This window comes from Asticcacaulis sp. DW145, from assembly GCF_037101385.1.
GTDB classification, from domain to species: domain Bacteria; phylum Pseudomonadota; class Alphaproteobacteria; order Caulobacterales; family Caulobacteraceae; genus Asticcacaulis; species Asticcacaulis currens.
This window is the reverse complement of the sequence record NZ_AP029024.1, coordinates 2,229,665-2,252,492: the sequence shown is the minus strand read 5'-3', so window position 1 is coordinate 2,252,492 and position 22,828 is coordinate 2,229,665. Positions and strand designations below refer to the sequence as shown.

Here is a 22,828-nt window from a genome sequence, read left to right as displayed (position 1 = left end):
TCAGATTATTCCGCCGCCGATGGCCGGCCGGGATTTACGAACCCTGGCCTTCTGCCCGCGGTAACCGCTCGCGCGGAACGTCATCATCGGATCAATCGCGCCGCCCTTACGAAGACGTGCCATGGCGAGCGCCGGGCGCACGTCGGTCTCATAGGCCATGCGCAGGCAATGATGCGCCATCATGACGTCATTGCTGCTCTGATACTCTCTGAGCGCCTTGCGGTCGACAATCAGCGCTTTGACATAGGCGCCGGCGATGGCACGGGCCGAATTCAGGAGGCTTTCGATGGGGTCTGTCACATTGTGCGACTGGTCCATCATATAGGCCGGATTAAACTGACCCCTGGCGCGCGTCTCGGCATAGACGAGCTCATTGAAAATCAAAAAGAGCTGGAAGGGGTTTAGGGAGCCTGCGTCGAGGTCGTCGTCGCCATACTTGGAATCATTGAAGTGAAACCCGCCCAGCTTCCCAAACTGTGCAAGCCGCGCAACGATCAGTTCGATGTTTACGCTCGGTGCGTGGTGGCCGAGATCAACCAGGCACTGGGCCTTGGGCCCAAGTTGCTGGGCGCACAGGATAGACGTCCCCCAATCCTGAATGACCGTCGCGTAGAAGGCCGGCTCATAGAGCTTATGCTCGATAAACAGACGCCAGTCGTGCGGCAGGGCCGCATAGATCGACTTCATGCTCTCAAGATAGCGATCAAGCGTGTCGGCAAATTCATTTTGACCGGCAAAATTTGATCCATCGCCAATCCACACGGTAAGACCCTTAGCACCGAGGCGATCGCCTATCTCGATGCACTCGAGATTATGTTCAATCGCCTGTGCCCGCGTCGCCGGGTCGGAGTGGGTAAGAGAGCCGTACTTATAAGAAAGGCGCTGTCCGGGCTGATCCTGAAAGGTATTGGAATTGACGGCGTCAAAGCCCATGCCGTGTGCGTGCGCGTAATCGCGAACCTCATCGATATCGTTGGCCTTGTCCCACGGAAAATGCAACGAAATGCGAGGTGTGAGGCCACTCACCTGATGAACGGCGGCACAGTCTTCAATCTTTTCCAGAATATGGGTCGGTTCACCTGGCATAGGAAAACGCGCAAAGCGCGTCCCCCCGGAGACCATGCCCCAGCTTGGTATCCCGACCTCAAGCGTCATCAGCCGGTCGACAATATGCTCGATATCTATGCCGACACGCGCAAGCCTCACCCCAAGCGCATCATAATCGGCCTGGTGCGCGGCCATAAGCTTCGCGTTTTCCTGGTCGATGATGTCCTGCGGTATGGCAGACATAGTCTTTTTGACGGCGACATAACCCATTCGGGGTGTCCATTCCTTCAGCACGGGGACCTCCAGTTAGAGTTACCTTCAGGGCAAAGTCAACTCAACAGGCCGTGGCGCCGGAGACGGCGCGCCTGTGACAAAGCCACAACGATCGGATCATCCGCGCCCGCTGAAAGCGTCCGCCCTTGTTTTTAGTGTGCGAGACCACACTTTTCCTTTATGTTTTCAGTCTAACGGAAAATGCGGCCGGTATCAATCTTTGCCGCTTATTTTCGATCAATAATGATCGGCATCGGTTCGGTTTGGGCACGGTTTGCTTTTATCGAACCGCTTAGGTGATGCGGCCGACGGTGGGAGTGGATGTGGAGCGGACTCTGAAAGACGTGCCTCGAGGCGCAAACGACGGGGAAGCCACACCTTCGCCTCAGCGCACCCATGAGGATCGCACGCCTTCATCCCTGAGGACGCAGGCGAGCCCGGACGGGGTCTGCGTTGTCCTTGATGTCGGCAAGACAAACGCCAAGGTCAGTGTAATCGATCAGGAGGGGCAAATCCTCAGCCGCTCTGCGTTGGGCATCCCCCATCTGCATACGCGCCTTTACGCGGCGTTCGATGTCGATGCACTGTTCATGTGGTTTCTGAGTGAACTAAGGCGCTTATCACAGACCTATCATATCCGAAGCATCATGCCGGTCGCTCACGGTGCGGCCTGCGCTTTTCTGAGTGCGGAAGAAGCGCTTCTGCAACCCATTCAGGATTATGAGGCCTCGATCCCTCTGCCTTATGAACGCGCATATGAGCGTGTGCGACCGGCCTTTGAAGAGACGCTGTCGCCTCTTTTGCCCAATGGCCTAAACCTTGGCGCCCAAATCTTCTGGCATGCACGCCGTGACCCTAAGTTTTTCGAGCGGGTGCGCCACATCCTGACCTATGCCCAGTACTGGACCTGGCGCCTATCGGGTGTCCTCTGTTCGGAGGTGACATCGCTCGGATGTCACACGGATCTGTGGAATCCCGCCAAAGGCACCTTTTCCAGTCTCGCAGTCTCAGAAGGATGGGCGGAGCGTTTTGCCCCTCTGCGCTCGGCGTGGGAGAAGGCGGGACCCTTGCGGCCAGAAATTGCTGAGGCGGCCGGCCTTCCTGCAGACTGCCAGGTCCATGTGGGGCTTCATGACTCTAACGCCGCCCTGGCGCTCGTCATTGCCCGTCACCAGCATGACGAGACGGCGGTTTTGCCCGTCATTCTGACGACTGGCACCTGGTACGTCGCCATGGCCCCGGGCATTACGCCGGCCGCCGTGTCAGAGAGCTTACGCCCTGACCGCGATTGCCTGGTGAACATTGATGTCTATGGCCGGGCGGTGCCCTGCGCCCGCTTTATGGGGGGGCGGGCGCTTGAACTTATAACCAATGGTCACGTCGACGTCCCCGTCACGCTTGAGACCGTGGCAGAGGTTATCCGATCCGGGGCCATGGCATTGCCGAGTTTCGTTGACGCCGGTGGTCCCTTCCCAGGGCGGCGCGGCGAAATCGTAGGTCTTGAAACAGACACGCCCCAAACACGCGCGGCCCTTGGCCTCATCTACGTCGCCCTCATTGCGGCCACCTCACTTGATATGATCGCGCCGTCTGATCGCCCGCTTCTGATCGAAGGGCCGGCTGCCCACAACGAGGCGTTTTGTGCGCTTCTTGCCGCTATGCGCGACGGACCTGTGCTCGTCTGCGAAACCTCATCAGGTGTGACGCGAGGGGCCGGTGCCATGGCGTTTTTCACCGAGCACCAACCTCCAGTCCCCTCTTACCGCCCTGTGGAGCCGCAACGCGTCAGCGAGATCAGAGCCTATCGCGAGGCCTGGCTAAAGGCGATGGAAAACGACTGATTTTGTCGCACGGGCATACCCAAAAAAGGTGCTTCCCAGTATGTGGAATGCACCCTATAAGAATCAATCATGTTCGATCATGATGCGCGAAGGGCGTGAACCCGTGGCACGTATCAGGATTATCGCGCAGGCACACAGGGCGGATTTATATGCACCTCCAGGACCGTTGGAAGCTCATCATCGACGAACTTAATCCCGACCGTGTCACCTCGGTCGATGAGCTTACGGCACGTCTTGAGGTTTCGCCGGCCACCATTCGGCGCGATCTGAATGAGCTGCATGAACTCGGTCATTTGTTGCGTGTTCGCGGTGGGGCGATGCGCATTGAGGGCAAGCACTTTACCAATAAGGCCGAACCCAAAACGCCTGAGTTTCAGGCGGCAAGCCTGACGGGGCAATCAAGCTTTCTGGCCTCGACCATCGTCAATGCGCCGGTTAAGCGCGCTATTGCACGCGCGGCGCTCGATTTCTTAAAGCCTGGCATCTCGATGATTATCGATGGCGGCTCAACCACGTATACGATGGCCAATATGATGGCCAATGAGCCCTACCATGTGCTCACGACCTCCATCCCCATTCTGCAGTGTCTGCTTGATCGCTCCAAAGTGAAGGTCACCCTGCCTGGTGGTGAGCTTTTCCGCGAACAGCGCATCATTCTGAACCCCTATGAAGACGGCATGCTGCAGAATTTCTCAGCTGCCAAGATGTTCATCGGTTGTCAGGCCCTGACGCGTAACGGCCTCATGCAGTCTGACACGCTGCTCGTGCAGTCTGAGCGCCGCCTGATGGAGCGCACGGATCAGGTGATTGTGCTCGCCGACTCCTCCAAATTTGATGCACCAGCATCATTGTCCGTATGCCCCCTAACCGCTATTGATGTGGTGATTACCGATGAGGGAATCTCTGACACGGCCCGCGAATGGCTTGAGCACGCAGGCATCGAAGTGCGCCTAGCACAGGTTACGACTGAGGATCGCAAAGCGTCAGAGGTCGTTTAGTCCTTCGCTGTCGAAGCCGGATTTGCAATTCTAAGCTCTGTCCCTCTACCTGAACCGAGCGCGTTGAAACCTAGCACTTCGTGATTTCTTACGCCGCCTGGACTCCTAAGTTCGGCAGAATATCGCCTTAGCGGACGGCCGGGGCGATGGCGATCCATAAAATCATCAGAACGCGGATAATATAAACCACCTGCCTTTGGCTGCGTCTATGAGGGCGCCCTGACACCGATGAGTGCCAGGGCCTCTATGCTCTTAGTTCGGGTTGAGGATACTGTTGCGAGCCTTGGTTACGGCAGAGAGGGGCTGAAGGTTGCGAGTTGCCTCCAGAGGGGGGATTGTAAAGGTAGCGGTGGCCTCTAATGCGCTGTAGCCCACCGCCGTTGCCACGAAGCTCACGCTTTTACCCACGCAGCCCGTTGCTTCGGTGTATTTAAAGTCAACATCGAACGAGGTGGCCCCAGCGGGTGGTGTGGTCTGAATGCGGCTCTGTTCGAAACAATTCGAGGCTTCTGCACTCGTCAGAGCAACTTCGAATGATTGCCCCTGGCGTACAGCCTGGAAAGGCAGGGCCTTAAACCGGACAGTGGAGCGCTGACGGGGAGAGATTTCGTTCAGAGTGAAGCCCTGAGGCTTAATTCAGTGGGATTTCCAGTGAGAGCGTTTCTCCGCCTTCGCTCGTGCTTTCGGTATAGAGCTGAGCGCTCACCACCAGGCTTTGGGGCGCATCAGTTGCGGCTGGTGCGGCGGGCCTGGTATTCAATTGCGGCCTCGTCGGCACTCTTGGGATCTGCGCGAGATTTGTCGTTGACTTCAGGGTGAGGTTTGCCGGGGTGGGGGTGCTGATGATGATCGGCAGACGACTACTGCCGTCGGCAAAGTTTGGTGCGAAGGCAGCGACAGAGCCGTTAGTCAGCGATGGGAACTGAGCCAGGTTTGTTGGAGACAGGCTGTAGCGAACCTTTAAGGCGTTACTCCTTGGGTCGCCGTTGGTCTTGAATACGGTATAGTCGCTTGAAGCCGGATCAATCGGTTCGACGGTCTTTACGGCAATTTCAACGCGCTCACCCGGTTGAGCCGGGCCGGTGTTGGCGCCTACGCGATAGATTGAGGCGATCCGTACAGGGTTGTTTTGAAACTCGAAGGGTACCGGTGTTTCAGGCGTCTGATTGCTATAGGGCGTGCTTAATCCCAAACGATGCCGGTGGATGTGGCTTGTCCCCAGTCGGATCGCTACCGGTAGGGTCAGACGCACCTGATTGCTTCCATTCGCGATCACGCGCAAGTAGGGCCGTGTATTAACGTAGAATGCCGGAAAGACCGCGTCTGAAGCGATCTGACGGTGATTTATCGTCGGGCCGGCATCGTCATAGACGGAAAACGGTAGCTCGCACCCACTCGCCACGTCGCTCGATAAGGTCACAATGAGCGTCAGACTCGACTTCCCAACAACCCCGCCTGTGGTTTGTGCCCGATCGACAGGACTTCCGGGTATCGCCGGGTATGGCTTTGACGGTGCCGATGGATTCTCAATCTCGATGCGCGTGACCGCCGGAAGAAGAGGCGTGCCGGGCACCGAACGTTCTGCAAATCGCGTGGATGGACATTGAGCAAGGGCCTCGCCGGTCAGGCAAAGGAATGCAGCGGTAGGTAGCAGGTATTCTGGCTTGAAAAACGGCATGGGTGAATTCCTCAAAGTAGAAGGTCAGGCATGGCTTCGCCATTCATGCCGAAGCATGCCTTACGGGGTTGGTAATCCGGTGTTAGAGGCGGGCGGATGAACCCTGAGTTCAGGGTAAGATCAGCGCCTTCAGGATCTCACCTTGATCATGGGGAAGATTGGGCCAGGTTAAGGGGGCATCGGCTTGTCTTGCCCGGCCAAACAAACGGGAGTGCGACAGGTTTTCGGTAATCGCCTCAAGGTCAGACCCCGGCGCGATGGTTGTTCCCCAAAGCTTGATCAGCCGCTCCACATCGACCTGACGGCTCCAGCTGCGGCTCTCAATGGCGCGGGCCGGCGATGGGGTGACGAGGACCAGCACGGCGTCACGGCGGTTATTGGTCACGCGACGGTTAAAGCCCGAACCTATAAGAGGCGCATCACCGATCACGGGTGTCTTCGTAACCGAACTGTCTCTCACACTCTCTGACAGACCTGAAAGGATCAGGGTCGTGCCGAAGCGAACCTCCACGGTTGTGGAGACCGTCTGGCGCCAGGTATTGAGCGCCTCGTTGAAGTTTCCGGCCGGCTCACCCGACAAGAAGGAGCGGGTGACCTCAATGCGAAGGCGCGTGCGATCGTTCGTTATCTCAACCGGCGTGACCTTAACCTGCGTGCCAATATCTATGTTTTCAAGCTGGGAGAAGTTCACGCCCTTAACCGCGACCTTGGTTGAGCGGCCCACGAAAAAGTCTGAAGGCTCACCTCGATAGGCGGTGAGCATGGGGCGGGCGACCACCTGGTAGTACTGGCCAAACCGGTTGAAAAGATTGAGATTATAGGTGAGTTGCGGCAGGGTGATCGTGTCCGTAATCGTCCGGGTCACTCCGGTATCACTACCGGCATGGTTCTGCTGGTCTTGCCGGCCATACTGCAACTGCAGACCATCGAGAAGATTTACGCCAACGGAATCCCTCTGCGCATTCTGAGAGAGGATGATGGCCACATCTACGGAAACCTGATCAGGTGCAGCGGCCGAACGCTCCTCAGTAACGGGGGCTTCGGGCTGGGTCGCATCGGACGGGCTCGTGCGTTCAAGCTCGGTCATCCGGACCAGAACGCGCTGACCCTCCTCGGGTGCGGTCCTGGCGAGCTGTTGCTGATAAACCCGTGCGGCCTCGCTCTTTCCATTGGCGCTGTTAGACAACGCCGCCATGCGTAAGGCCGCCTCAGTAAGAGCCTTATCAGATGATAAAGTCAGAGCCTGCTGCGCACTCAGCGCGGCCAGGGCGGGATCTCCGCCCATGTAGGCGCTCATGGAAAGACCTAAGAGGGCGCGGGCATCATCTGGTCTCTGGATGACGGCTTTCGCATAATAGCCCTGCGCCTTTTGAAACTGACCACGGTCAAATGCGGCCTTGCCGGCGAGTGCTGCGGCCCAGAATGCATCCTGGCCACTGCGAAGCGCGAGATCGTAGCCTGCCATCGCAAGATCAAGCTGTTCGGGATCGCCGTTCGCCTTGGATTGGTAGGTCATGCCCAGAAGGGTCTGTCTCGCGGGATCTGATGGCGACTTCGCCGCCGCATCGCCAAAGCCTTTGCGGGCCAGTTCGACATCCCCTCGCAGCAATGCCTCAGCGGCGACGGATGTCGATGCCTGAGGTGTTTCAGAGCCGACCTTCTGCGGAACACTGGCGCAGGCCGTTAAGCCCAGCAGGGCCAGCGTTAGAAGAGACGCATTTACATAAAGGTTGCGAGTCATGTTCTAGATCTCCAATGACCAGAAAGCGCGAATGCCTGGCAAGGACAGGCCGAGGTAGCGATCGTTAGCGTCGTGAGTGAAAGTCCAGGCGTCAAAAAACGGGTCGTCAGCGAACGCCTGGCGGATGAGTGGCTGATCCGGCATCAGACAGGGGCCATAGCGTGAATAATGAGGCTGGCGAATCTGGCGACGGATCAGTGCCTTTTCCTCCGTCGACTTTTGCGCAAAGTCAGCGGGGCAGGTCAGTGGTGCCAGGGGCACCGACGTCAATGACCCATAGAGGCTGTTGAAGTCTCTGGCCCTATCCGTCCCGTTCACCCCCTTGTCTGTTCCGCCGGCAGTCGTAAGCAGACGGCCGAAATCAACGGGCGCAATCGCCTTAACAGAGCGCGCAGAACCAGGGCTTTTAGATATGTAAAGACCGTTCTGTCTTGCATGCGCATCAATCGGTTGACCGTTGATAATCAGGAGCAGAATCTCTGTTTCGGCGAAGGTGGCCAGGCGCACGATGCCGCTCTGTCTTGCGTTTAGAAACGCTTTAACCTGGGAGGCGCCTCCTGACATGACGGTCCCGCTGGCAGGCGTTTGCGAGCCTAAGAAAAGCGCGCCAAGGCTTAAGATTGTTCGGCGCGTCCAGATTGCTCGCACTGCTGTTCTCCCCGTCATCCCCCGTCTGAGCCGCTTTTGGCTTCAGGCGTGAACAGGAAGAAGTAAGGCGCAAGTGCCTTGCTTTGACGATGTCGCAAACTGTTGCAAACGGCTGAAATGTGCCGTGCAAAAAGGTCGTAATCTGGGGTTAAGCGTCCGGTCTCGCGGTAAGGCGCTCAACGAGCGCCGTGATCTGCGCATCTCCTGCCCAAAGCCTCAAAATGCGTCCGGTACGCGCCGCATCCCCCCACGACTCTTTTCGGCGCGTCGCCTCCCTTAAAAGGCTCACCGTCTGGGCGCGGTCTTGCGCGACAGAGGCGAGAAACACGGCCCAGACGTGCTTTCGCCTGTCCCCGCCTTTAAGCTCACCCATGGCCGCGGCCATCATTTCCGACTGAACGGCCTGAATGCCGCTCTTTGAGGCGGCGCGCAGGCGTTGCGCATGGCGCATCAGGGCCTGATCCTCTGTCAGTCGGGCAAATTCAGTCAGATCATTGACGTAACCCAAGTAGTCGCCATCAGCGAGTTTGACCTCGCTCGTGCAGTCATAGATCAAGGCAAAGGTCGCATTTTCTTCTAACAGCTTCCCGAGGTCCTGGCGGGCCTGGGTGTCATTGCCGGCCGCCCACTGGGCCCATGCCATCTCCGTTTGAATGGCGCGCGAACCGGGCTCTAAAAGACGGGCTTTTTTCAGTTCGCGGATCGCTTCCACATGTTGTCCATTGTCGGAAAGCAATGTCCCGAACCAGAAATGCGTTTGCGGATCATCTGGTGACAACCGCAGCGCCTCACGGAACGATTTTCCGGCGGAAGCCGGATCATCGTGCCACCAGTACTGAACAAATCCGATCGCGCGATGTGCCGCCGCCAGTGACGCGTCAAGGCGTCTGGCCTCAAGGGCTGCGATTTCAGCCTTTTCAAAAGCACTTTTTTCGTCAAGCCCGCCAAACTCATGCCGCAACAGATAAACATCGGCCAGCGCCGACCAGGCCGGAGCAAAGCTCGGTTCTTTTTGCGTGAGGGTCTGCAGAAGCGTCTGGGCCCGCTCAAGAGATTGCGGTGTGCGTTGTGCCCACGAATCCCTCGCATCCAGATAGGTTTGGGCGAGTGCCGGGTCAGCGGGCAGCTTGAGTGCCGCTGAGGTCTTATCCGAGCTGAAACTCAGGACGCCGTAGGTGAGTGCCGCGAGGATAACGAGCAAAGCCAGTGCCCCCACTAGGGCCCATTTCAGGGAGAACGCGGGCGCAGACTTCTTTTCCGACACGAGCCCCTCGGGGGAGCTCGTTTGAGGGTCATCTTCAAGTCTTCCCTGGCTTGCCGCCCACGCATCAAGCTCCTCAGCCAGGGCGTAGACGGTGCCGACCTTGCCGCCGGGTATTCGCTTAACGGGTAACCCACGCTGTTGCGCCCAGCGCATGACGGTCGTCCGATCACGCCCAAAGTGGGCGGCAATAGACTTCCAGCCGTCAAGACGCCCCGAACGCCTCATAAGTCCCACCCCAAATCATTTCTGGTCTCGGCGTATAGCTAACCTTTCAAAGGGCCGGGCACAATCGAAATGTAACGCAGTTTTCAGAGGCGGGCGATACTGGCTTCTGTACCTTCAGGTCGCAAAGAAACAAGCCTCCACGGCTTTATGGGCGGCGGTGATTTCCGTTTTTGATGCCCTTGTCACGCCGGCTTGCGCTGCATGAAGTGGCCAGTCGGCTATAGCGCATCTCACCTCATCAATGAGGCGGGAGACAGCGGTAGTTGACAAGCCATGGCGTTTGGCAAGCGCCATCACGTGGCTGCGAGCCGGGTTGCGGCCTTCGCCTTCGACATCAAGATAGTGTTCGCCGCCGGGCCCCGTGGAAAACGTAAGGTCATAGGCAGAGGATAGGCGCCACTGCCCATGTCTGTCCATGAGGAAGCTGTGCTGACGAACGTGGTCGTCGCGATTGCAGGCCAGAATGTTGAAGACCATGCGGCGAAAGGCGCTTTCGACATCGCTGGCATGACGGGTAATGGCAAGAGTGGCGCGCAGAAGGGTGTCATAGCTCGAAGGGGTGCGCCAGGGAATTTCGAGCGCCCCGCCAAGAGATATCATATGAAGTCGCTGTCCGGCCTCCGGCCGGTCAAAACGGCGGGTAGCGAAATAACCCGGTCCTTGCCGTGCCGGCAACAGGCGGTGCGCGCTCATTGTGAGACCTGCCTGAATGGCCATGTCGGCATAGGCGGCTTCAATGGGGCCGATATCGACAGGGTCCTGTGGCGCGCGAAACTTGACGATCCAGGCCTCATGTCCCGCGGCGGTCTCACTGTCAGAAACCGAAATTCGACCCTCCGCGCCAAAGCCCACGTGTACCTTGGGTCTTGCCCCGCCGGAGCCTCCCGCAAGTGCGGCCAGCGTGTCTATAAGGTCCGTGTCCTCTCCGAGGATCACGGCGGTGGCTTCCGCCTGTAGCCGGTCAAGATCAAGATCTTTATCTTCGGCCGGTGGCGTGGTTGCGGGCCGGTAGGTCAGAGCGCCCCGACCACTGTCTCCGACCAGGGAAAGGCGATCAGGACTGCTTAGGGTTTCGAAACGGACGCCAAGACGCGCCAGACGTCGTCGCAACACAAGCTGACCCCAGGCTTCGGGCAGGCTTTCGGCAAGAAAACCGTGCAGCCCCTCAAACTCACGGCTTCGGGCGGCATGTAAACCGGGCTCGGGAGGGTAAAGCAAAGGAGAGGGCGCAAGACCACTTACGAGCAGCGCCTGTGCCCATTCAAGCTGTGCGCGGCCATCTTCCATCGCGAGGCGGGCGACTGGCAAAGCTTCGCTCTCTTCATCAAAGCGGAATCTGACATCCAGAGGCGTGCCCGGCGAAAGGGTCATGGCGCCTTCTTCCGATTGGGGGCGCGGCGGCGCTTAGCGGGCTCTGCTTTGGCCTGTTGAGCGAGAAGGGCGTCCATGGAGGTTGCTGCAGGGATAGGGAAGAGGCGCTCCAGTTCGTCTTCACAGCGCAACGCAATGGCAGCCCTGACGAGATCCGAAATCGAGGCGTTTCCCTCCGTTTCGAGCCGTCGCCAGGTCATGTAGGCGATGCCAGAACGTGTAGCGGTATCTTTCTGTGTCCAGCCAAGGGCCAGCCGCCGGTCCCTGATCCGGTGAGCGAGCTCGATCCTCAATTCTTCTGCTGTCTTTAGCATTGTTCATATATGAGCTATAGATCGGGAAATTGCAATTATAATGATCTTATTTGATCATTAAACTTTGAGGGAAACCTGCAGATTTTATCAATGCCGATCATTCTCCCTTTTGGTCAGGGCCCTTTATCTTTATCCGACATTCAGCGGTGCGTTTGTTCTGGATTTAAGTGGTTCCGCTCCGGTTCACCGTCTTTTGTCTGCATTGGGTGGCCGTCAGGACGTGTGAGATGAGCGTGAGATTTTCAGATGTCTTCGAGACCCTGTGCGCCGAAGATCTTGCGAGGGAGGTTGGGCAGCATGGCCCGAAGCGCGTAGACGTGTCGTCTTCTGGGTATTGATTGTATGCTTTGTCGTGACCACCGTAATGATACCTATGGTGGCCAACGCGTTTGCCCTCAAGCCAGATCTTTTGGTTTCACCCATGTAAATCCTTTATGACTTCGAAGACTTACATGGGTGAGGAATGCCTAAGCTTCAGGTCAGGCCATATAGAAGACGGGCTTAAGATCCTTTGCCACCGGCGAATTGTCGGCGTTTGTCTCCATGATGTCGGCCATAAAGGCCCACCATTTCTGCATCACCGGGTGCTTTGGCAGGTCGTCCATTTTATGAGTGTCTGTGCGACGCAGAACCCCGAACAGGGTCAGCGTCTCTGTGTCAAGGAAGATGGAGTAATCGGATACGCCCGCCTCATGCAGAAGGTCAGACAGTTCCGGCCAGATCTCGTCGTGTCGCTTTTGATATTCGGCTTCAAACCCGGGTTTTAGCTGCATCTTGAAGGCATGTATCTGCGTCATGGTGTTTCCTTAATTGCCTGAAATCTTTGCCGGGGCTTCGCGCATGATCGGCCAGTCGGCAGGGGTGAGGTCGTAGGCTCTGGGGTCGGGCGGATGAGACGGATCAAACGCTTTAAAGTCGGCGGCGGGCCTAAGTCCGAGACCTGATTGCGGGTCCGTCAGAACTTGCGCCACATAGTTTGCGATCTGATAGGCGCCGTAGGCATTGTGATGCGTTTTATCCTGTCCGCTGTTACCGAAGGCGAGCGGACTAAGATCAGGGCCCAGGGCCTCATAAAGCGTCCTTGTCCGCGCCGTGAGATCTATGAAGGGAACACCAAGTTCGCCCGCCACCTTACGCACCGCGTCATCATAGCCGGCGAGCGTGTTCGTAATCTTGCCCCCCTCAAAAGAGCGGCGAGAGACCGGGGAGATAAGGACGACCTTTGCGCCTTTTGCCTCCACATCGGCCGCAAAAGCCTTAAGCCAGGCCGGATAGGCTTTCTCGGCATCCACATAGGTGCGCGGCCATTGCTTTTTCTGGTCGTTATGACCAAACTGCATCAGAACGACGTCGCCCGCGCGCAGGTCGCTTAAGAGCTTATCCCAGCGCAGGCTGGTCACAAACGACTTCATGGTCTCACCGGAACGGGCGTGGTTGGCGACCGATATGTCATTTGATAAAAAGCGCGGCAGCATCTGTCCCCACGAAGCGTAGTCGGTGCCGGCCTGATCCGTAACGGTGGAATCCCCCGCTATCAGAACGCGCCGCGCTGAGACCTTTGTGACCTCAACGCTTTGCACGGAAGGGGCGGGACCGGAAAAGGCAATCGTCAGACGGTCATCCCACGTGCGTCCAATGTCTTCGTCGCCTCTTAATCCCACTTTCGGGGCCTTACCCTTGGCATCCTGTTCCGACGTAACCACCGAGGCGTCGCGGACGTTTACGGTAAACTCAACCGTCCTAATCTCGCCCTTTTTGAGGACCACGGGCGCCAGCATCAGGCGGCGGTCCTCCGCCCACAGGCTCGTGCGGCTTACCGCAAGCTTTGAACCAAGCGTCACGCGTACTCGATAATCCCCCGGCCCCGCCCTGACCGCGAGCGCCGTCTCATTGCCGTTTGGTGTGTTAGTGAAGCCATAGCCGCGGCTCGCCTCATAAGTCATGTCAGGCGTTACAGCGACACTGCCCTCGCTGAGCTGAAGACCAGGGGTCAGGAGAAAGCGATGGGGCAGAGGGCTCAATATCGTCTCCGGGGCCGGGCTTTGGGCGTAAACGGGAAAGGTCACGAGCAGAAGGGTGACCCCGGCAGCCAGCGCGCTCAAGCGGGCGCGAGTCTCATTTCCCTGATCGGTTTTGATCATAATGGCGTTTTTCCTGATCATAACTGGCCCTTATGTGCTCGTTTGTGATATTTTTTCATTGATATGGCCCCCCGTCAATGTCATCTTAACGCACCAGCTGAGGCTGGCCGTCGTTGCGCGGGCGTTTAAGACCTGCCGATCCGAAGATCGCGGCCGCCTTACTGTTACAGAGGAACCCCAACAGAGGACCCCATATGCCCAACCAGAAACCGCTGCGCCGGAACCCCATCCGCATGGCAGCCCTTTCGCGTGTTTCGCACATCGGTCTTTTCGCCGCTGCCTCGCTCGTTTTCGCGGCGGGCGCCTCGGCGCAGGAGCTGGGTATACCTCAGGGCTCGGATGCGCAGCGTCAGGCTCAGGCGGCCAGTGAAGCGGCAAAATCTCAGAACGTTTTCCTCATGTCGGCCTTTATGGCCACGTCGCAAAATACGCTCAGCCTCTTTACCTCGTCGGATGGGGTCACCTTTAAAACCCTGGGCTCGGAGGTCTACACCCCCTCAAAAGGCTTGTTGCGCGACCCCTCCATCATTCGCCACAGTGATGGCTACTACTACGTTGTCTATACGACCAACTGGGACGGAGACACGTTTGGTATTACCCGCTCAAAGGACCTGAAAAGCTGGGAGCTGGTGTCTGAGGTTAAAGTCTCTCTTGAGGGTGTCACCAATACCTGGGCGCCGGAGTGGTTCCGCGACAAGGATGGGAGCCTTAAGATTGTCGTCTCCTTGTCAAAAGGCGGCACCAAAGGCCCGTTTGGCGCCTATATCCTGGAGCCCAACGCGGATTTCTCGCAATGGTCTGCGCCGAAACCTTTGCAGGGACTGCAGGGTAATTTCATCGATACCTTTATTGTGTCGACCGCGCGCGGATACAGTGCCTTCGTCAAGAACGAGACGACGAAGTTTATTGAACTGGCGACATCAAAGTCCCTTTACGGGCCCTGGAAGATTGAAAAGAAGGGCGATTGGGCGGGCTGGGGGAACTGGCGCGAGGGCCAGGCGCTTGTAAAGCTGCCGGATGGGGGCTGGCGCATCTATTTCGACGACTACATAACCAAGCGCTACTGGTATTCCGACAGCCACGACGCCTTCAAAACCTGGACGCCAAAGAAGGAAGTGGGCGGCGTCTCCGGTGTCGTTCGTCACTTCACTGTCCTCTCAGAAGACCCAAAGGCTTTCGCGCAAGCGACAAAGCCCAAGGCATCGCCTAAGTCTGTGACCTGGGACGAACACTCCCTGATGGTAGACGGCAAGCGTATCATGGTCTGGTCAGGCGAAGTCCACCCCTTCCGTTTGCCAAATCCCTCCCTGTGGCGCGATGTGCTCCAGAAGATGAAGGCCGCGGGCTTTAATGGCGTCGCCTTCTACTTTGACTGGGGATACCACTCGCCCGCACCTGGCGTTTACGATTTTACCGGCGTGCGCAATATCGAACGCGCCCTTGAGATCGCCGAAGAAGAGGGCATGTACGTCATTGCCCGAACCGGGCCCTATGTGAATGCGGAACTGACCGGGGGAGGGTTCCCTGGCTGGCTGTTGCGTCAGCGCGCCGAGGCTCGTACGGACGACCCGCTGTTTCTGGCGGCCACAGATGAGTGGATGACCCAGATTAATGCCATCATCGCTCGCCATCAGATTACCAATGGCACGGGCACGGTCATCGCCTATCAGCTTGAAAACGAGCTCGGTAAGGTCGAGCCCAAGCACGTGCGTCAGATGGAGCATCTGGCCAGAAAAGCGCGCGCAGACGGTATCAGCGTGCCCTTCTTCCACAATGCGGCGGGTCGCCTTCCCGACTGGACCCCAAAGGATTCGACAGCGCCGTGGGCGAATCCCGGACCGACAGACCTCTATGCCTTTGATGGCTATCCTGGCGGCACATGTAATGTTCATGCCGACCCCTCAGGTCCCAATAAGGCGCCGGACTGGGGCATATATGGAACGACGCCGCCCAAGATCGGGTCATTGTCTTCGCCCAAAACGCCCGGCTTTGCCGCAGAGCTCGGCGGTGGCTGGTTTGACTACTGGGGATCGAACGGCACCTACGAATGCACGGCTAAGCGTCAGGGGAAGGGGTATCAGCGCGTCTTTTACGGCACGAACCTGATTAACCGCATCACGATCCACAATATCTATATGACCTTTGGGGGTACGTCGTGGGGCTGGCTGGCGGGGCCTGTGGTCTATACGTCCTACGACTACGGAGCGGCTATTTCCGAAGACCGGGGCCTTCGTGAGAAAGCCTATGCGCTGAAGCAGCAGGGTATGTTTGTCCAGGCGGCCGAAGCGGTGCTCGCAGAAATGGACAAGGGCGATCCCCTCAAAAGCTCGAACGACAAGATCAAGATTTATCACAACGTCAATCCGACGCTGAAAACCCATATTCTGTTCGCTGTCCACAATCCCTCAGATGCGTTAAGCGATGACAGTGCCACCTTTGAACTGACGACGAAAGACGGCACCTATAAGATCCCCGTTCGCGTCAACGGCCAGGATGCCAAGATGCTTCTGGCCGCCTATGACATGGAGCGCCAGCACCTCGTCTATTCCAGTTCAGAGCTTCAGACGCACCTTCGCAATGAAGCCGAAGACATTGCGCTGCTGCAGGGCCGCGTGGGGGAAGCCGCAGAGACGGTGCTGCGCTTTTCGAAAGCGCCAAAGGTCGAGGTTCTTTCCGGCCAGGTCTCCTCGACCTTTGATGCGAAAACCGGCGACCTGAAACTCAGCTACACCCATAGTGGCCTCATTCGCCTGCGTATCAGCGAAGGCGGTCGTGCGCCCCTTTTGCTCCTGATCGCAGACGAGCCCACGAGCTTTAACTTCTGGCGTCAGGAGACCTCCGAGGGGCCGGTCCTGCAAATGACGGCGGCCCTCGTGCGCGAGGCAAGGATTGCTGCAGGTGAGCTTAATCTGACCGGCGATACCCAGACGGAATCAGCGCTCACCATCTGGGGACCCAAATCCATTAAGTCCGTCAGGTTCAACGGAGAGGTCGTCGCCGTGAGCCCGCAAAGTGACGGCAGCCTGTTCAGCGATCAGCCCCTGCCGCGCCCAGAAAAGGTCACCCTGCCCGATCTGGCGTCCCTGCAGTGGACGCGCCGTGCAGACAGTGTTGAAGCCAACCCCGGCTTTGATGACAGCCAGTGGATCAAGGCCGATAATCGCCCCACAGCCGCCCAGACCTGGACGACAACCGAGCGCGGCCAGCCCACGCTCAGCATGAGCGACTACGGGTTCCATCACGGTGATGTCTGGTATCGTGGGCGCGTTCAGATCACCGATCAGACCGCAGATCAGCTTGAACTCTTCTATGGAGCCGGTGGCGCCGGAATGATTCAGGTCTGGGTCGATGGCAAATACATCGGTCAGCACGAGCACGATACCGGCCGTCAGTTTCCTGAAACGACGGACAGCGTCAAATTCAAGCTCGATAAGCTCACCCCTGGTGAGCACGTGATCTCGGTCATGGTCCGCAACAACTCCCATAACTGGGATCTGATGGCCGATGACGCCCATCGCGAAGCCAGGGGCCTGATCTCGGCCTCCCTGACCACGCGCGCCGGTCGACGCTTTGCTGTGCCGATCGAATGGCGCCTACAGGGCAACAAGGGGGGCGAACAGATCGCCGACCTCGTGCGCGGCCCCATGAACAATGGCGGCCTTTATGGTGAGCGCGAAGGCTGGTATCTGCCCGGGAAGCTGGACGGCTGGCAAGATGCGCGCCAGACGGATGCGCCACCGGCACCTGGGACCTACTGGCTTCGCACGCAGTTCAGGCTTGATCTGCCGAAGGGACATGATGTTCAGTTAGGCCTTGCCTTCGGCGATACAACCACCCCCCGCTCTGACCGTGAAAACCGCGCCCTGATCTTCGTCAATGGCTGGAACATGGGCCAGTTTATCGCGCACATTGGTCCGCAGAGAACCTTCGTTATCCCGCCGGGGATCCTCAACCCTAACGGTGAAAACACCATCGCGCTCGCGGTGACGACCGATGGGAAGCCGGAAAATGCGCTGGAGCCCGTCCAGCTTGTCAACCTGCGTACAAGCCGTGGCGGCGTTCCATTGGAAATCATGCCCGCTCCCAATAAACTCCAACGCTAAGTATCCTCTCAGAGTTACGCCCTATGACCGCTCAGATCTTCAAAAAGCCCGTTAATACGAATAATCAAATTCTAAAGCCGACCGATCCGTTCAATATCGATCCGCTTTTGCAGCATCAGTCGGCCGCACTTGACGCCGACCGTGATGACTATCGCCGGGCCATCGATCTTTTGATCGATAATCTTATCCATATTGAAGACACCTCGGGCGAGTTTTTGCTGCGTCTCACCGATGGCCGCGTCATCGATACCAAGGCCTGGCACGGCTTTGAATGGACCCAGGGCATCGGTCTTTACGGCATGTATAAGGTCTGGGAGATGACGGGCGATAAAAAAGCCTGGGACATCATGATCAACTGGTTCGAGGACCGGTTTAAAGAAGGCTCGCCGTCGCGCAATATCAATACGGTCGCGCCCTTCCTTACGCTCGCCTATCTTTTTGAGAGAACCGGCGATCGTCGCTATCTGCCCTATCTCGATGTCTGGGCCGAGTGGGTTTATAACGATCTTCCGCGTACGGAAGAAGGCGGCTTCCAGCACATCGTTTATAACAGCGTCAATAACCAGCAGCTGTGGGATGACACCCTCATGATGTCGGTCGTGCCGCTGGCCAAGATCGGACTTCTTCTCAACCGTCCTCATTATGTCGAAGAAGCCAAACGTCAGTTTCTCATCCACATCAAGTATCTGACCGATCGAAAGACCGGCCTGTGGTTCCACGGCTGGACCTTTGACGGGCGACATAACTTCGCAAACGCGCTTTGGGGGCGCGGTAACTCCTGGGTGACGATCGTTATTCCGGAATTTATCGAACTTCTGAACCTGCCCAAAGATGATGCGTTTCGCATGTTCCTCATTGAAACGCTGGAAGCGCAGGTCAAGGCGCTCGCTAAGCTGCAGGCGCCGTCGGGTCTTTGGCGCACCATTCTCGATGACGAGACCTCCTACGAAGAAGCAGCCGCCTCCGCCGGTTTCGCCTATGGCATCTTAAAGGCCGTGCGCAAGGGCTATATTTCGCGCGAATACGAGGCTGTGGGGATCGCCGGTGCCAAGGCGGTGCGCGCTCACATCAATAGCGCGGGCGAGCTTACCCAGGTCTCGTTTGGAACGCCGGTCTTCAACACCATTCAGGAATATAAAGATATTCCGCTCACCTCTATGCCGTTTGGCCAGGCAATGGCGCTGTTGACCATGGGTGAGTTCCTCTACCGCTTTATCTGAGACGTCTTTCGCGCGCCGCTTCAGGCGAAGCGCGAAAGACGCTCCGCTTTAATCCGTAAGATCAGGCGCCAGGGCCGCCTTTAAGCCCTGCATTCCCACGCGGTGAACCCCTGGGAGAGAGATTTTGGGAGTGAACAAAATGGCGCAAACGGCAATGGTGCGTAAGCCAGGCTGGCTGAACTACTGGGGCTGGGGATCGGGCGATATGCTGGGCGCCGGGGCGCAGGCCGTCATCACGGGGTGGCTGTTCTACTTCTTTACGACCTTCTGCAGTCTGACGGCCGTTGAAGCCGGTCTGATCCTCGGCCTCCCGCGCTTGCTTGAGGCCATTACCTGCCCCTTAATCGGCTATATCTCTGACAATTTGCGTCACACCTGGGTTGGTCGCAAAATTGGCCGCCGAAAGATATTTCTGCTGATCACCATCCCGCTATTGCCGTCGTTTGCGCTGATCTTTGTCACAGGGCAAACCTTCTGGTACTACCTTATCACCTTCATCTTCTTTGAGTTTCTATACACGATGTTTCTCATACCCTGGGAGACGCTGGCTGCGGAGATGACCAAGGATTATAAGGAAAAGGCCAAGTTTGCCGGCGCGCGCATGATTATCGCGCAGTCTTCAGCCATCCTCGCCTCCTACCTCCCGAAATTCATCATCGATAATTTTGGCGGGGCAAACTCGGCCAATACCTTCCTCATCATGGCCGCCATATTCGGCGTTTTGTTTTCTCTCGTCGTCATCCTGGTCGTTATCTTCTCCTGGGAGCGCCCCTACACTGAGGAAGAAAAGCGCGTGAAGCCGCAGCCGCTGGATGCGACTACCGCACTGATGATCCCCTTCAACATGTTCCGGGATCTCTTCTCGACGCTTAAACTGCGCGCGTTTCGTCAGCATCTGTCGATCTACCTGGGCGGCTACCTGTCGCAGGACATCTTCAACACCGCGTTTCCGATCTTTGTGGCCACCGTCCTGGCCGCGGGGACCGTCTTTACAAAGTCTGAAACGACCACCCTGATCTCAGGGATGATGACGCTGATGTATATCGCGCAGCTCGTTTCCGTGATGATCGCCATACAGGTTGTGATCAAAACCGGCCCGACGCTCGCTTACCGGATCGCGATCAGTTTTGTGGCCGCCTCCCTTATTTTGTTCCTGACCTTTTATCTGACGAGCCCGGCAGGCTTTGCCTCAGGGTTAAACGGCATAAATGGCGACCTCTTCTCCGCCTTTAGTCAGTCGAACCTCGGGGTGATTTTCTGGTTGTTTGTCCCGATCATTCTTGCGGGTCTCGGCCGCGGTACCCTCAATTTTGTTCCATGGTCGGTCTATAACTACCTTCCGGATATTGATGAGGCGGTGACCGGCCAGCGCCGTGAAGGTATTTTCGCAGGCGTCATGACCCTTGTGCGCAAGGTGGCGCAATCGGGCGCCATCGTCGTCACCGGCTGGATCATCAATCAGGGCGGCTATGTACCTCAGCCAAAAGATCAGGCGCAGCTTGTTCAACAATCGCCCGAAGCGATACATACGATTGTACTGCTTTTGATCGGCGGCCCCATTTTGGTTATGGTGCTCGGTATGCTCATATCCTGGCGTTTCGGGCTCAATGTGCGATCGCACACTGTTCTCGTACATGAAGTGGAGCGTCTGCGTGCCGGGGAGACCGAGCCAGAGAGCCCCGAAAACAAGGCCATTGTCGAAGACCTTACGGGCTTTAAGTATGAGCACCTCTGGGGGCGTAAGCCAACCAAACGGTAAGTGCAGGCTATCGTCTGAGACTCCCCCGCTGGAAAAGGCGGGGGTTTTTTTGACTAAAGCGCTGGCGCTGACGGATTAGAGGCAAGTTATTGGGGGATAGGCAGCCATGCTGCCCCCTGACGGTGACGCAAGTATCGCTTATTTACGATCAAACGCGCAAACAGAGAGCCGTCTTGCAAGGTGGCCGTTTTCCTTCTGCGAATGGCATAGCCTTGGATATTGCCCCCACCCGGTCAGCCCGCCGGAGATAGATCCGGGCCGGAGCTCGGATGTACGCCCTTAAACGCTTTCAAGGATGGTTTGCCTCGTTCACCTGGGGTATCGCCTGTATGCTCGCCTGGCTCTTCAGTTTGCCAAGGCCTCGCCGGCGCACGTCAAAACGCTCTTATTACGACAATTAGATACTGAGCGGGTGGTCCGGCAGATCAGCCTTCACAGAGGACGATCGGCGCTTTGCGCCATCTGTTTCCAAGAATCGCTTGTCAGGTGTTTGGTTTGTTTATTGATCCTGCCGGCCAACTCGATACACGAAGGCCTTCTCAATCTCAGCGGCACTTGGTTAGGCGTGTCGGCGTTAGCCTGTTCTAGACACTGAAGGCTCTTCGCCCTGGGGTGCGCTTTGCGCGCTCATCGCCCGGTGCCTCTTCGCCTAACTCGATGAGATCGCTGACACAATCGGACACCTCGGCAAGGATGTCGCTGCGCTCTTTTTCCGTCATGATTGCGGTGAGTTTGTTTTTTGAAACCCGCAGACGTCGTTGCGTTTTTTCAAGCAGGGATAGCCGGTCGTTGTGGTCGAGCATAGCCTTTAGTCCTTTCGGGGGATGAGAAGGCGCGGAGGATTGTTTTGGGGTTAAGCTCAGGCTCGGGCGAGGTGGCGGCGAAACTCCCGTAGACTGCGACGGGAGGCCATCAACACCCCCATGAGTGCAAGTTCAGTTATCTGACAGTCAGGACCGGTCCATTTCAGCATCTGTAGCTGTTTGGCCACGTACGCGGTGGTGTGACGAAGATCGTTGGCATTGCCAGCCTTTTCGATCGGGCCAAATACCATGTTCACAATCTGGCGGCCAATCTCAGGCCGATAGCTTTCTGACGTATCATAGAGCTGCACAAGGTACCCCAGAAGTCGCCACATTCCCTCCAGTTGGCCGACGGAGGGCGGCCTGCTAAGGAAACGCTTAAATTCGAACGGGTCTGTTCGCGCAAGCGCGCCTGCGACGACGTAGAGCGCTGTGACGCTCGCCCGATCCTCTGTGTCCTTAAGGACGGGAAGGTGGCGATCAATAAACTTGCGAAAGGCCATGACTTCCCCTTTTTCAAGGGTAAGTCTGTTGAGAATGAGCGGCTCAAGCGTCTGCGCGAGGGCCAGGCGGTGCGCATCAATGCGCTTGGGCTCTGAGGGCTGAATGAGCACCATGTCCACGAGATCTGCGATCGTCGTCATGTCGTCGTGGAAGGCAAGCGACGCGATGGTCATCACTGACGGCCTTCAATGAGCTTGAAAGCGGGCTGGGTTGCGCTGAGTTGGAAATGTTGCGGTTCGCCAGACTGGCTGGACTGAAGATCGTCAAGCGATTGATGCACAAGCCAGGCCCACCAGTCAGCCTCACCCAGCAAGATCGGTTCCTGCTCAGGAAAAGCCGCCAGACTGTGGGGCACTGCGCGGGTTAGAACCGTGAAGCTCGTGACGTCACAACAGCCCTGGCGATATTGTCTCCAAAGTCCTGCTGCAGCCATGGGTGCAAGCGTACTTGAACTCGCGCTAACCACATGCTTTCCGTCAAATGAAAGGAGACTAAAGCCTTTAATGGGCACGAGGCAGTGGTAGTGGAGCCATTGCACGTCGTTGGGATCGTCAACTGTCACCTCTTCAATGGGGGTCCACCGGCGATTGCTTGACCAGTTTTTCAGGCTGCCATCATGCCAGCGTGGTACGAGACCCCATTGGGCATCCACGCTTTGAAAACGCTGTCGATCGGGTGACATGATGACGATGGGCGTGGTGGCTGTTTGCCCAATTCCTGACAAAGCGCGCGCCCGTTGGGGCTCAAAATTGAGGGCCTCAGCAAAGGCGGTCAGGTCTCGATCAGGTTCAAAACGCACTTCACTTGCGGCCCTGCCTGGCATCGACCTCGGGGTTTGATTTAAGCGTGACATAGTTGGGCTTCCTTTTGGGTTTGGTCGTCAGCGGCCGCTTCAGGC

17 protein-coding genes are annotated in these 22,828 nt (G+C 57.4%); 5 read left to right on the top strand and 12 right to left on the bottom strand.

Annotated features, from left to right (window positions below):
* Entirely contained in the window at positions 1-1,290 is a 1,290-nt protein-coding gene (gene rhaI, locus AACH73_RS10335; protein ID WP_338734836.1) for an L-rhamnose catabolism isomerase, read from the bottom strand.
* 353 nt (positions 1,291-1,643) lie between these two features.
* Here rhaI and AACH73_RS10330 point away from each other — a divergent pair, with 353 nt between their 5' ends.
* Both AACH73_RS10330 and AACH73_RS10325 read left to right on the top strand, forming a co-directional pair.
* A complete protein-coding gene (locus AACH73_RS10330) occupies positions 1,644-3,161 on the top strand; it encodes an FGGY family carbohydrate kinase (RefSeq protein WP_338734835.1) in 1,518 nt (505 codons plus the stop codon).
* A gap of 149 nt (positions 3,162-3,310) precedes the next feature.
* Positions 3,311-4,159: a DeoR/GlpR family DNA-binding transcription regulator gene (locus tag AACH73_RS10325; protein ID WP_338734834.1), complete on the top strand. Its 849-nt coding sequence runs from the start codon at positions 3,311-3,313 to the stop codon at positions 4,157-4,159.
* A gap of 631 nt (positions 4,160-4,790) precedes the next feature.
* Here the strand turns inward: AACH73_RS10325 and AACH73_RS10320 are convergent.
* From AACH73_RS10320 to AACH73_RS10285, 8 genes are all read right to left on the bottom strand, one after another.
* Positions 4,791-5,837, bottom strand: a complete 1,047-nt coding sequence (locus AACH73_RS10320) for a hypothetical protein (RefSeq protein WP_338734833.1) — start codon at positions 5,835-5,837, stop codon at positions 4,791-4,793.
* A 109-nt stretch (positions 5,838-5,946) separates the two neighbouring features.
* Positions 5,947-7,578 carry a secretion protein gene (locus AACH73_RS10315; protein WP_338734832.1) on the bottom strand — a complete coding sequence of 544 codons (1,632 nt, stop codon included), beginning with the start codon at positions 7,576-7,578 and terminating at the stop codon, positions 5,947-5,949.
* Between the two features lie 3 nt (positions 7,579-7,581).
* Complete coding sequence (locus tag AACH73_RS10310) at positions 7,582-8,085, bottom strand: hypothetical protein (RefSeq protein ID WP_338734831.1); 504 nt, start codon at positions 8,083-8,085, stop codon at positions 7,582-7,584.
* Between the two features lie 289 nt (positions 8,086-8,374).
* The gene (locus AACH73_RS10305) at positions 8,375-9,643 is read right to left on the bottom strand and encodes a tetratricopeptide repeat protein (protein WP_338734830.1); all 1,269 of its coding nucleotides are present in this window, start codon (positions 9,641-9,643) and stop codon (positions 8,375-8,377) included.
* Between the two features lie 186 nt (positions 9,644-9,829).
* Positions 9,830-11,086 carry a HipA domain-containing protein gene (locus AACH73_RS10300; RefSeq protein WP_338734829.1) on the bottom strand — a complete coding sequence of 419 codons (1,257 nt, stop codon included), beginning with the start codon at positions 11,084-11,086 and terminating at the stop codon, positions 9,830-9,832.
* Positions 11,083-11,400, bottom strand: a complete 318-nt coding sequence (locus tag AACH73_RS10295) for a helix-turn-helix transcriptional regulator (protein WP_338734828.1) — start codon at positions 11,398-11,400, stop codon at positions 11,083-11,085. The genes AACH73_RS10300 and AACH73_RS10295 overlap by 4 nt, the downstream gene beginning before the upstream one ends.
* A 479-nt stretch (positions 11,401-11,879) precedes the next feature.
* Positions 11,880-12,197 carry an L-rhamnose mutarotase gene (gene rhaM, locus AACH73_RS10290; RefSeq protein WP_338734827.1) on the bottom strand — a complete coding sequence of 106 codons (318 nt, stop codon included), beginning with the start codon at positions 12,195-12,197 and terminating at the stop codon, positions 11,880-11,882.
* Positions 12,198-12,206: 9 nt separating this feature from the next.
* Positions 12,207-13,541 carry a rhamnogalacturonan acetylesterase gene (locus AACH73_RS10285; protein ID WP_338734826.1) on the bottom strand — a complete coding sequence of 445 codons (1,335 nt, stop codon included), beginning with the start codon at positions 13,539-13,541 and terminating at the stop codon, positions 12,207-12,209.
* Positions 13,542-13,735: 194 nt separating this feature from the next.
* On the opposite strand from AACH73_RS10285, the gene AACH73_RS10280 reads away from it, so the two are divergent.
* The 3 genes from AACH73_RS10280 (at position 13,736) to AACH73_RS10270 (ending at position 20,623) form a co-directional block, all read left to right on the top strand.
* On the top strand, positions 13,736-17,644 hold the full coding sequence (locus tag AACH73_RS10280) for a beta-galactosidase (RefSeq protein ID WP_338734825.1): 3,909 nt from the start codon (positions 13,736-13,738) through the stop codon (positions 17,642-17,644).
* Between the two features lie 23 nt (positions 17,645-17,667).
* Positions 17,668-18,864: a glycoside hydrolase family 88 protein gene (locus AACH73_RS10275; RefSeq protein ID WP_338734824.1), complete on the top strand. Its 1,197-nt coding sequence runs from the start codon at positions 17,668-17,670 to the stop codon at positions 18,862-18,864.
* Positions 18,865-19,003: 139 nt separating this feature from the next.
* Positions 19,004-20,623 carry an MFS transporter gene (locus tag AACH73_RS10270; protein ID WP_338734823.1) on the top strand — a complete coding sequence of 540 codons (1,620 nt, stop codon included), beginning with the start codon at positions 19,004-19,006 and terminating at the stop codon, positions 20,621-20,623.
* A 584-nt stretch (positions 20,624-21,207) separates the two neighbouring features.
* On the opposite strand, the gene AACH73_RS10265 is transcribed toward AACH73_RS10270, so the two are convergent.
* The 3 genes from AACH73_RS10265 to AACH73_RS10255 are packed head-to-tail and all read right to left on the bottom strand — an operon-like array spanning position 21,208 to position 22,783.
* Positions 21,208-21,426, bottom strand: a complete 219-nt coding sequence (locus AACH73_RS10265; protein ID WP_338734822.1) for a hypothetical protein — start codon at positions 21,424-21,426, stop codon at positions 21,208-21,210.
* 56 nt (positions 21,427-21,482) lie between these two features.
* Positions 21,483-22,103 carry a hypothetical protein gene (locus tag AACH73_RS10260; protein WP_338734821.1) on the bottom strand — a complete coding sequence of 207 codons (621 nt, stop codon included), beginning with the start codon at positions 22,101-22,103 and terminating at the stop codon, positions 21,483-21,485.
* Positions 22,103-22,783 carry an SOS response-associated peptidase family protein gene (locus AACH73_RS10255; protein ID WP_338734820.1) on the bottom strand — a complete coding sequence of 227 codons (681 nt, stop codon included), beginning with the start codon at positions 22,781-22,783 and terminating at the stop codon, positions 22,103-22,105. Before AACH73_RS10255 ends, AACH73_RS10260 begins: the two co-directional genes overlap by 1 nt.
* Positions 22,784-22,828: the final 45 nt, after the last annotated feature.

Bases quoted from the DNA above. Each gene is read 5' to 3' on its own strand.
- rhaI (WP_338734836.1), bottom strand. From the start codon at position 1,290: ATGTCTGCCATACCGCAGGACATCATCGACCAGGAAAACGCGAAGCTT.
- AACH73_RS10325 (WP_338734834.1), top strand. From the start codon at position 3,311: ATGCACCTCCAGGACCGTTGGAAGCTCATCATCGACGAACTTAATCCC.
- AACH73_RS10320 (WP_338734833.1), bottom strand. From the start codon at position 5,837: ATGCCGTTTTTCAAGCCAGAATACCTGCTACCTACCGCTGCATTCCTT.
- AACH73_RS10315 (WP_338734832.1), bottom strand. From the start codon at position 7,578: ATGACTCGCAACCTTTATGTAAATGCGTCTCTTCTAACGCTGGCCCTG.
- AACH73_RS10305 (WP_338734830.1), bottom strand. From the start codon at position 9,643: ATGCGCTGGGCGCAACAGCGTGGGTTACCCGTTAAGCGAATACCCGGC.
- AACH73_RS10300 (WP_338734829.1), bottom strand. From the start codon at position 11,086: ATGACCCTTTCGCCGGGCACGCCTCTGGATGTCAGATTCCGCTTTGAT.
- AACH73_RS10295 (WP_338734828.1), bottom strand. From the start codon at position 11,400: ATGCTAAAGACAGCAGAAGAATTGAGGATCGAGCTCGCTCACCGGATC.
- rhaM (WP_338734827.1), bottom strand. From the start codon at position 12,197: ATGACGCAGATACATGCCTTCAAGATGCAGCTAAAACCCGGGTTTGAA.
- AACH73_RS10285 (WP_338734826.1), bottom strand. From the start codon at position 13,541: ATGATCAAAACCGATCAGGGAAATGAGACTCGCGCCCGCTTGAGCGCG.
- AACH73_RS10280 (WP_338734825.1), top strand. From the start codon at position 13,736: ATGCCCAACCAGAAACCGCTGCGCCGGAACCCCATCCGCATGGCAGCC.
- AACH73_RS10275 (WP_338734824.1), top strand. From the start codon at position 17,668: ATGACCGCTCAGATCTTCAAAAAGCCCGTTAATACGAATAATCAAATT.
- AACH73_RS10270 (WP_338734823.1), top strand. From the start codon at position 19,004: ATGGCGCAAACGGCAATGGTGCGTAAGCCAGGCTGGCTGAACTACTGG.
- AACH73_RS10265 (WP_338734822.1), bottom strand. From the start codon at position 21,426: ATGCTCGACCACAACGACCGGCTATCCCTGCTTGAAAAAACGCAACGA.
- AACH73_RS10260 (WP_338734821.1), bottom strand. From the start codon at position 22,103: ATGACCATCGCGTCGCTTGCCTTCCACGACGACATGACGACGATCGCA.
- AACH73_RS10255 (WP_338734820.1), bottom strand. From the start codon at position 22,783: ATGTCACGCTTAAATCAAACCCCGAGGTCGATGCCAGGCAGGGCCGCA.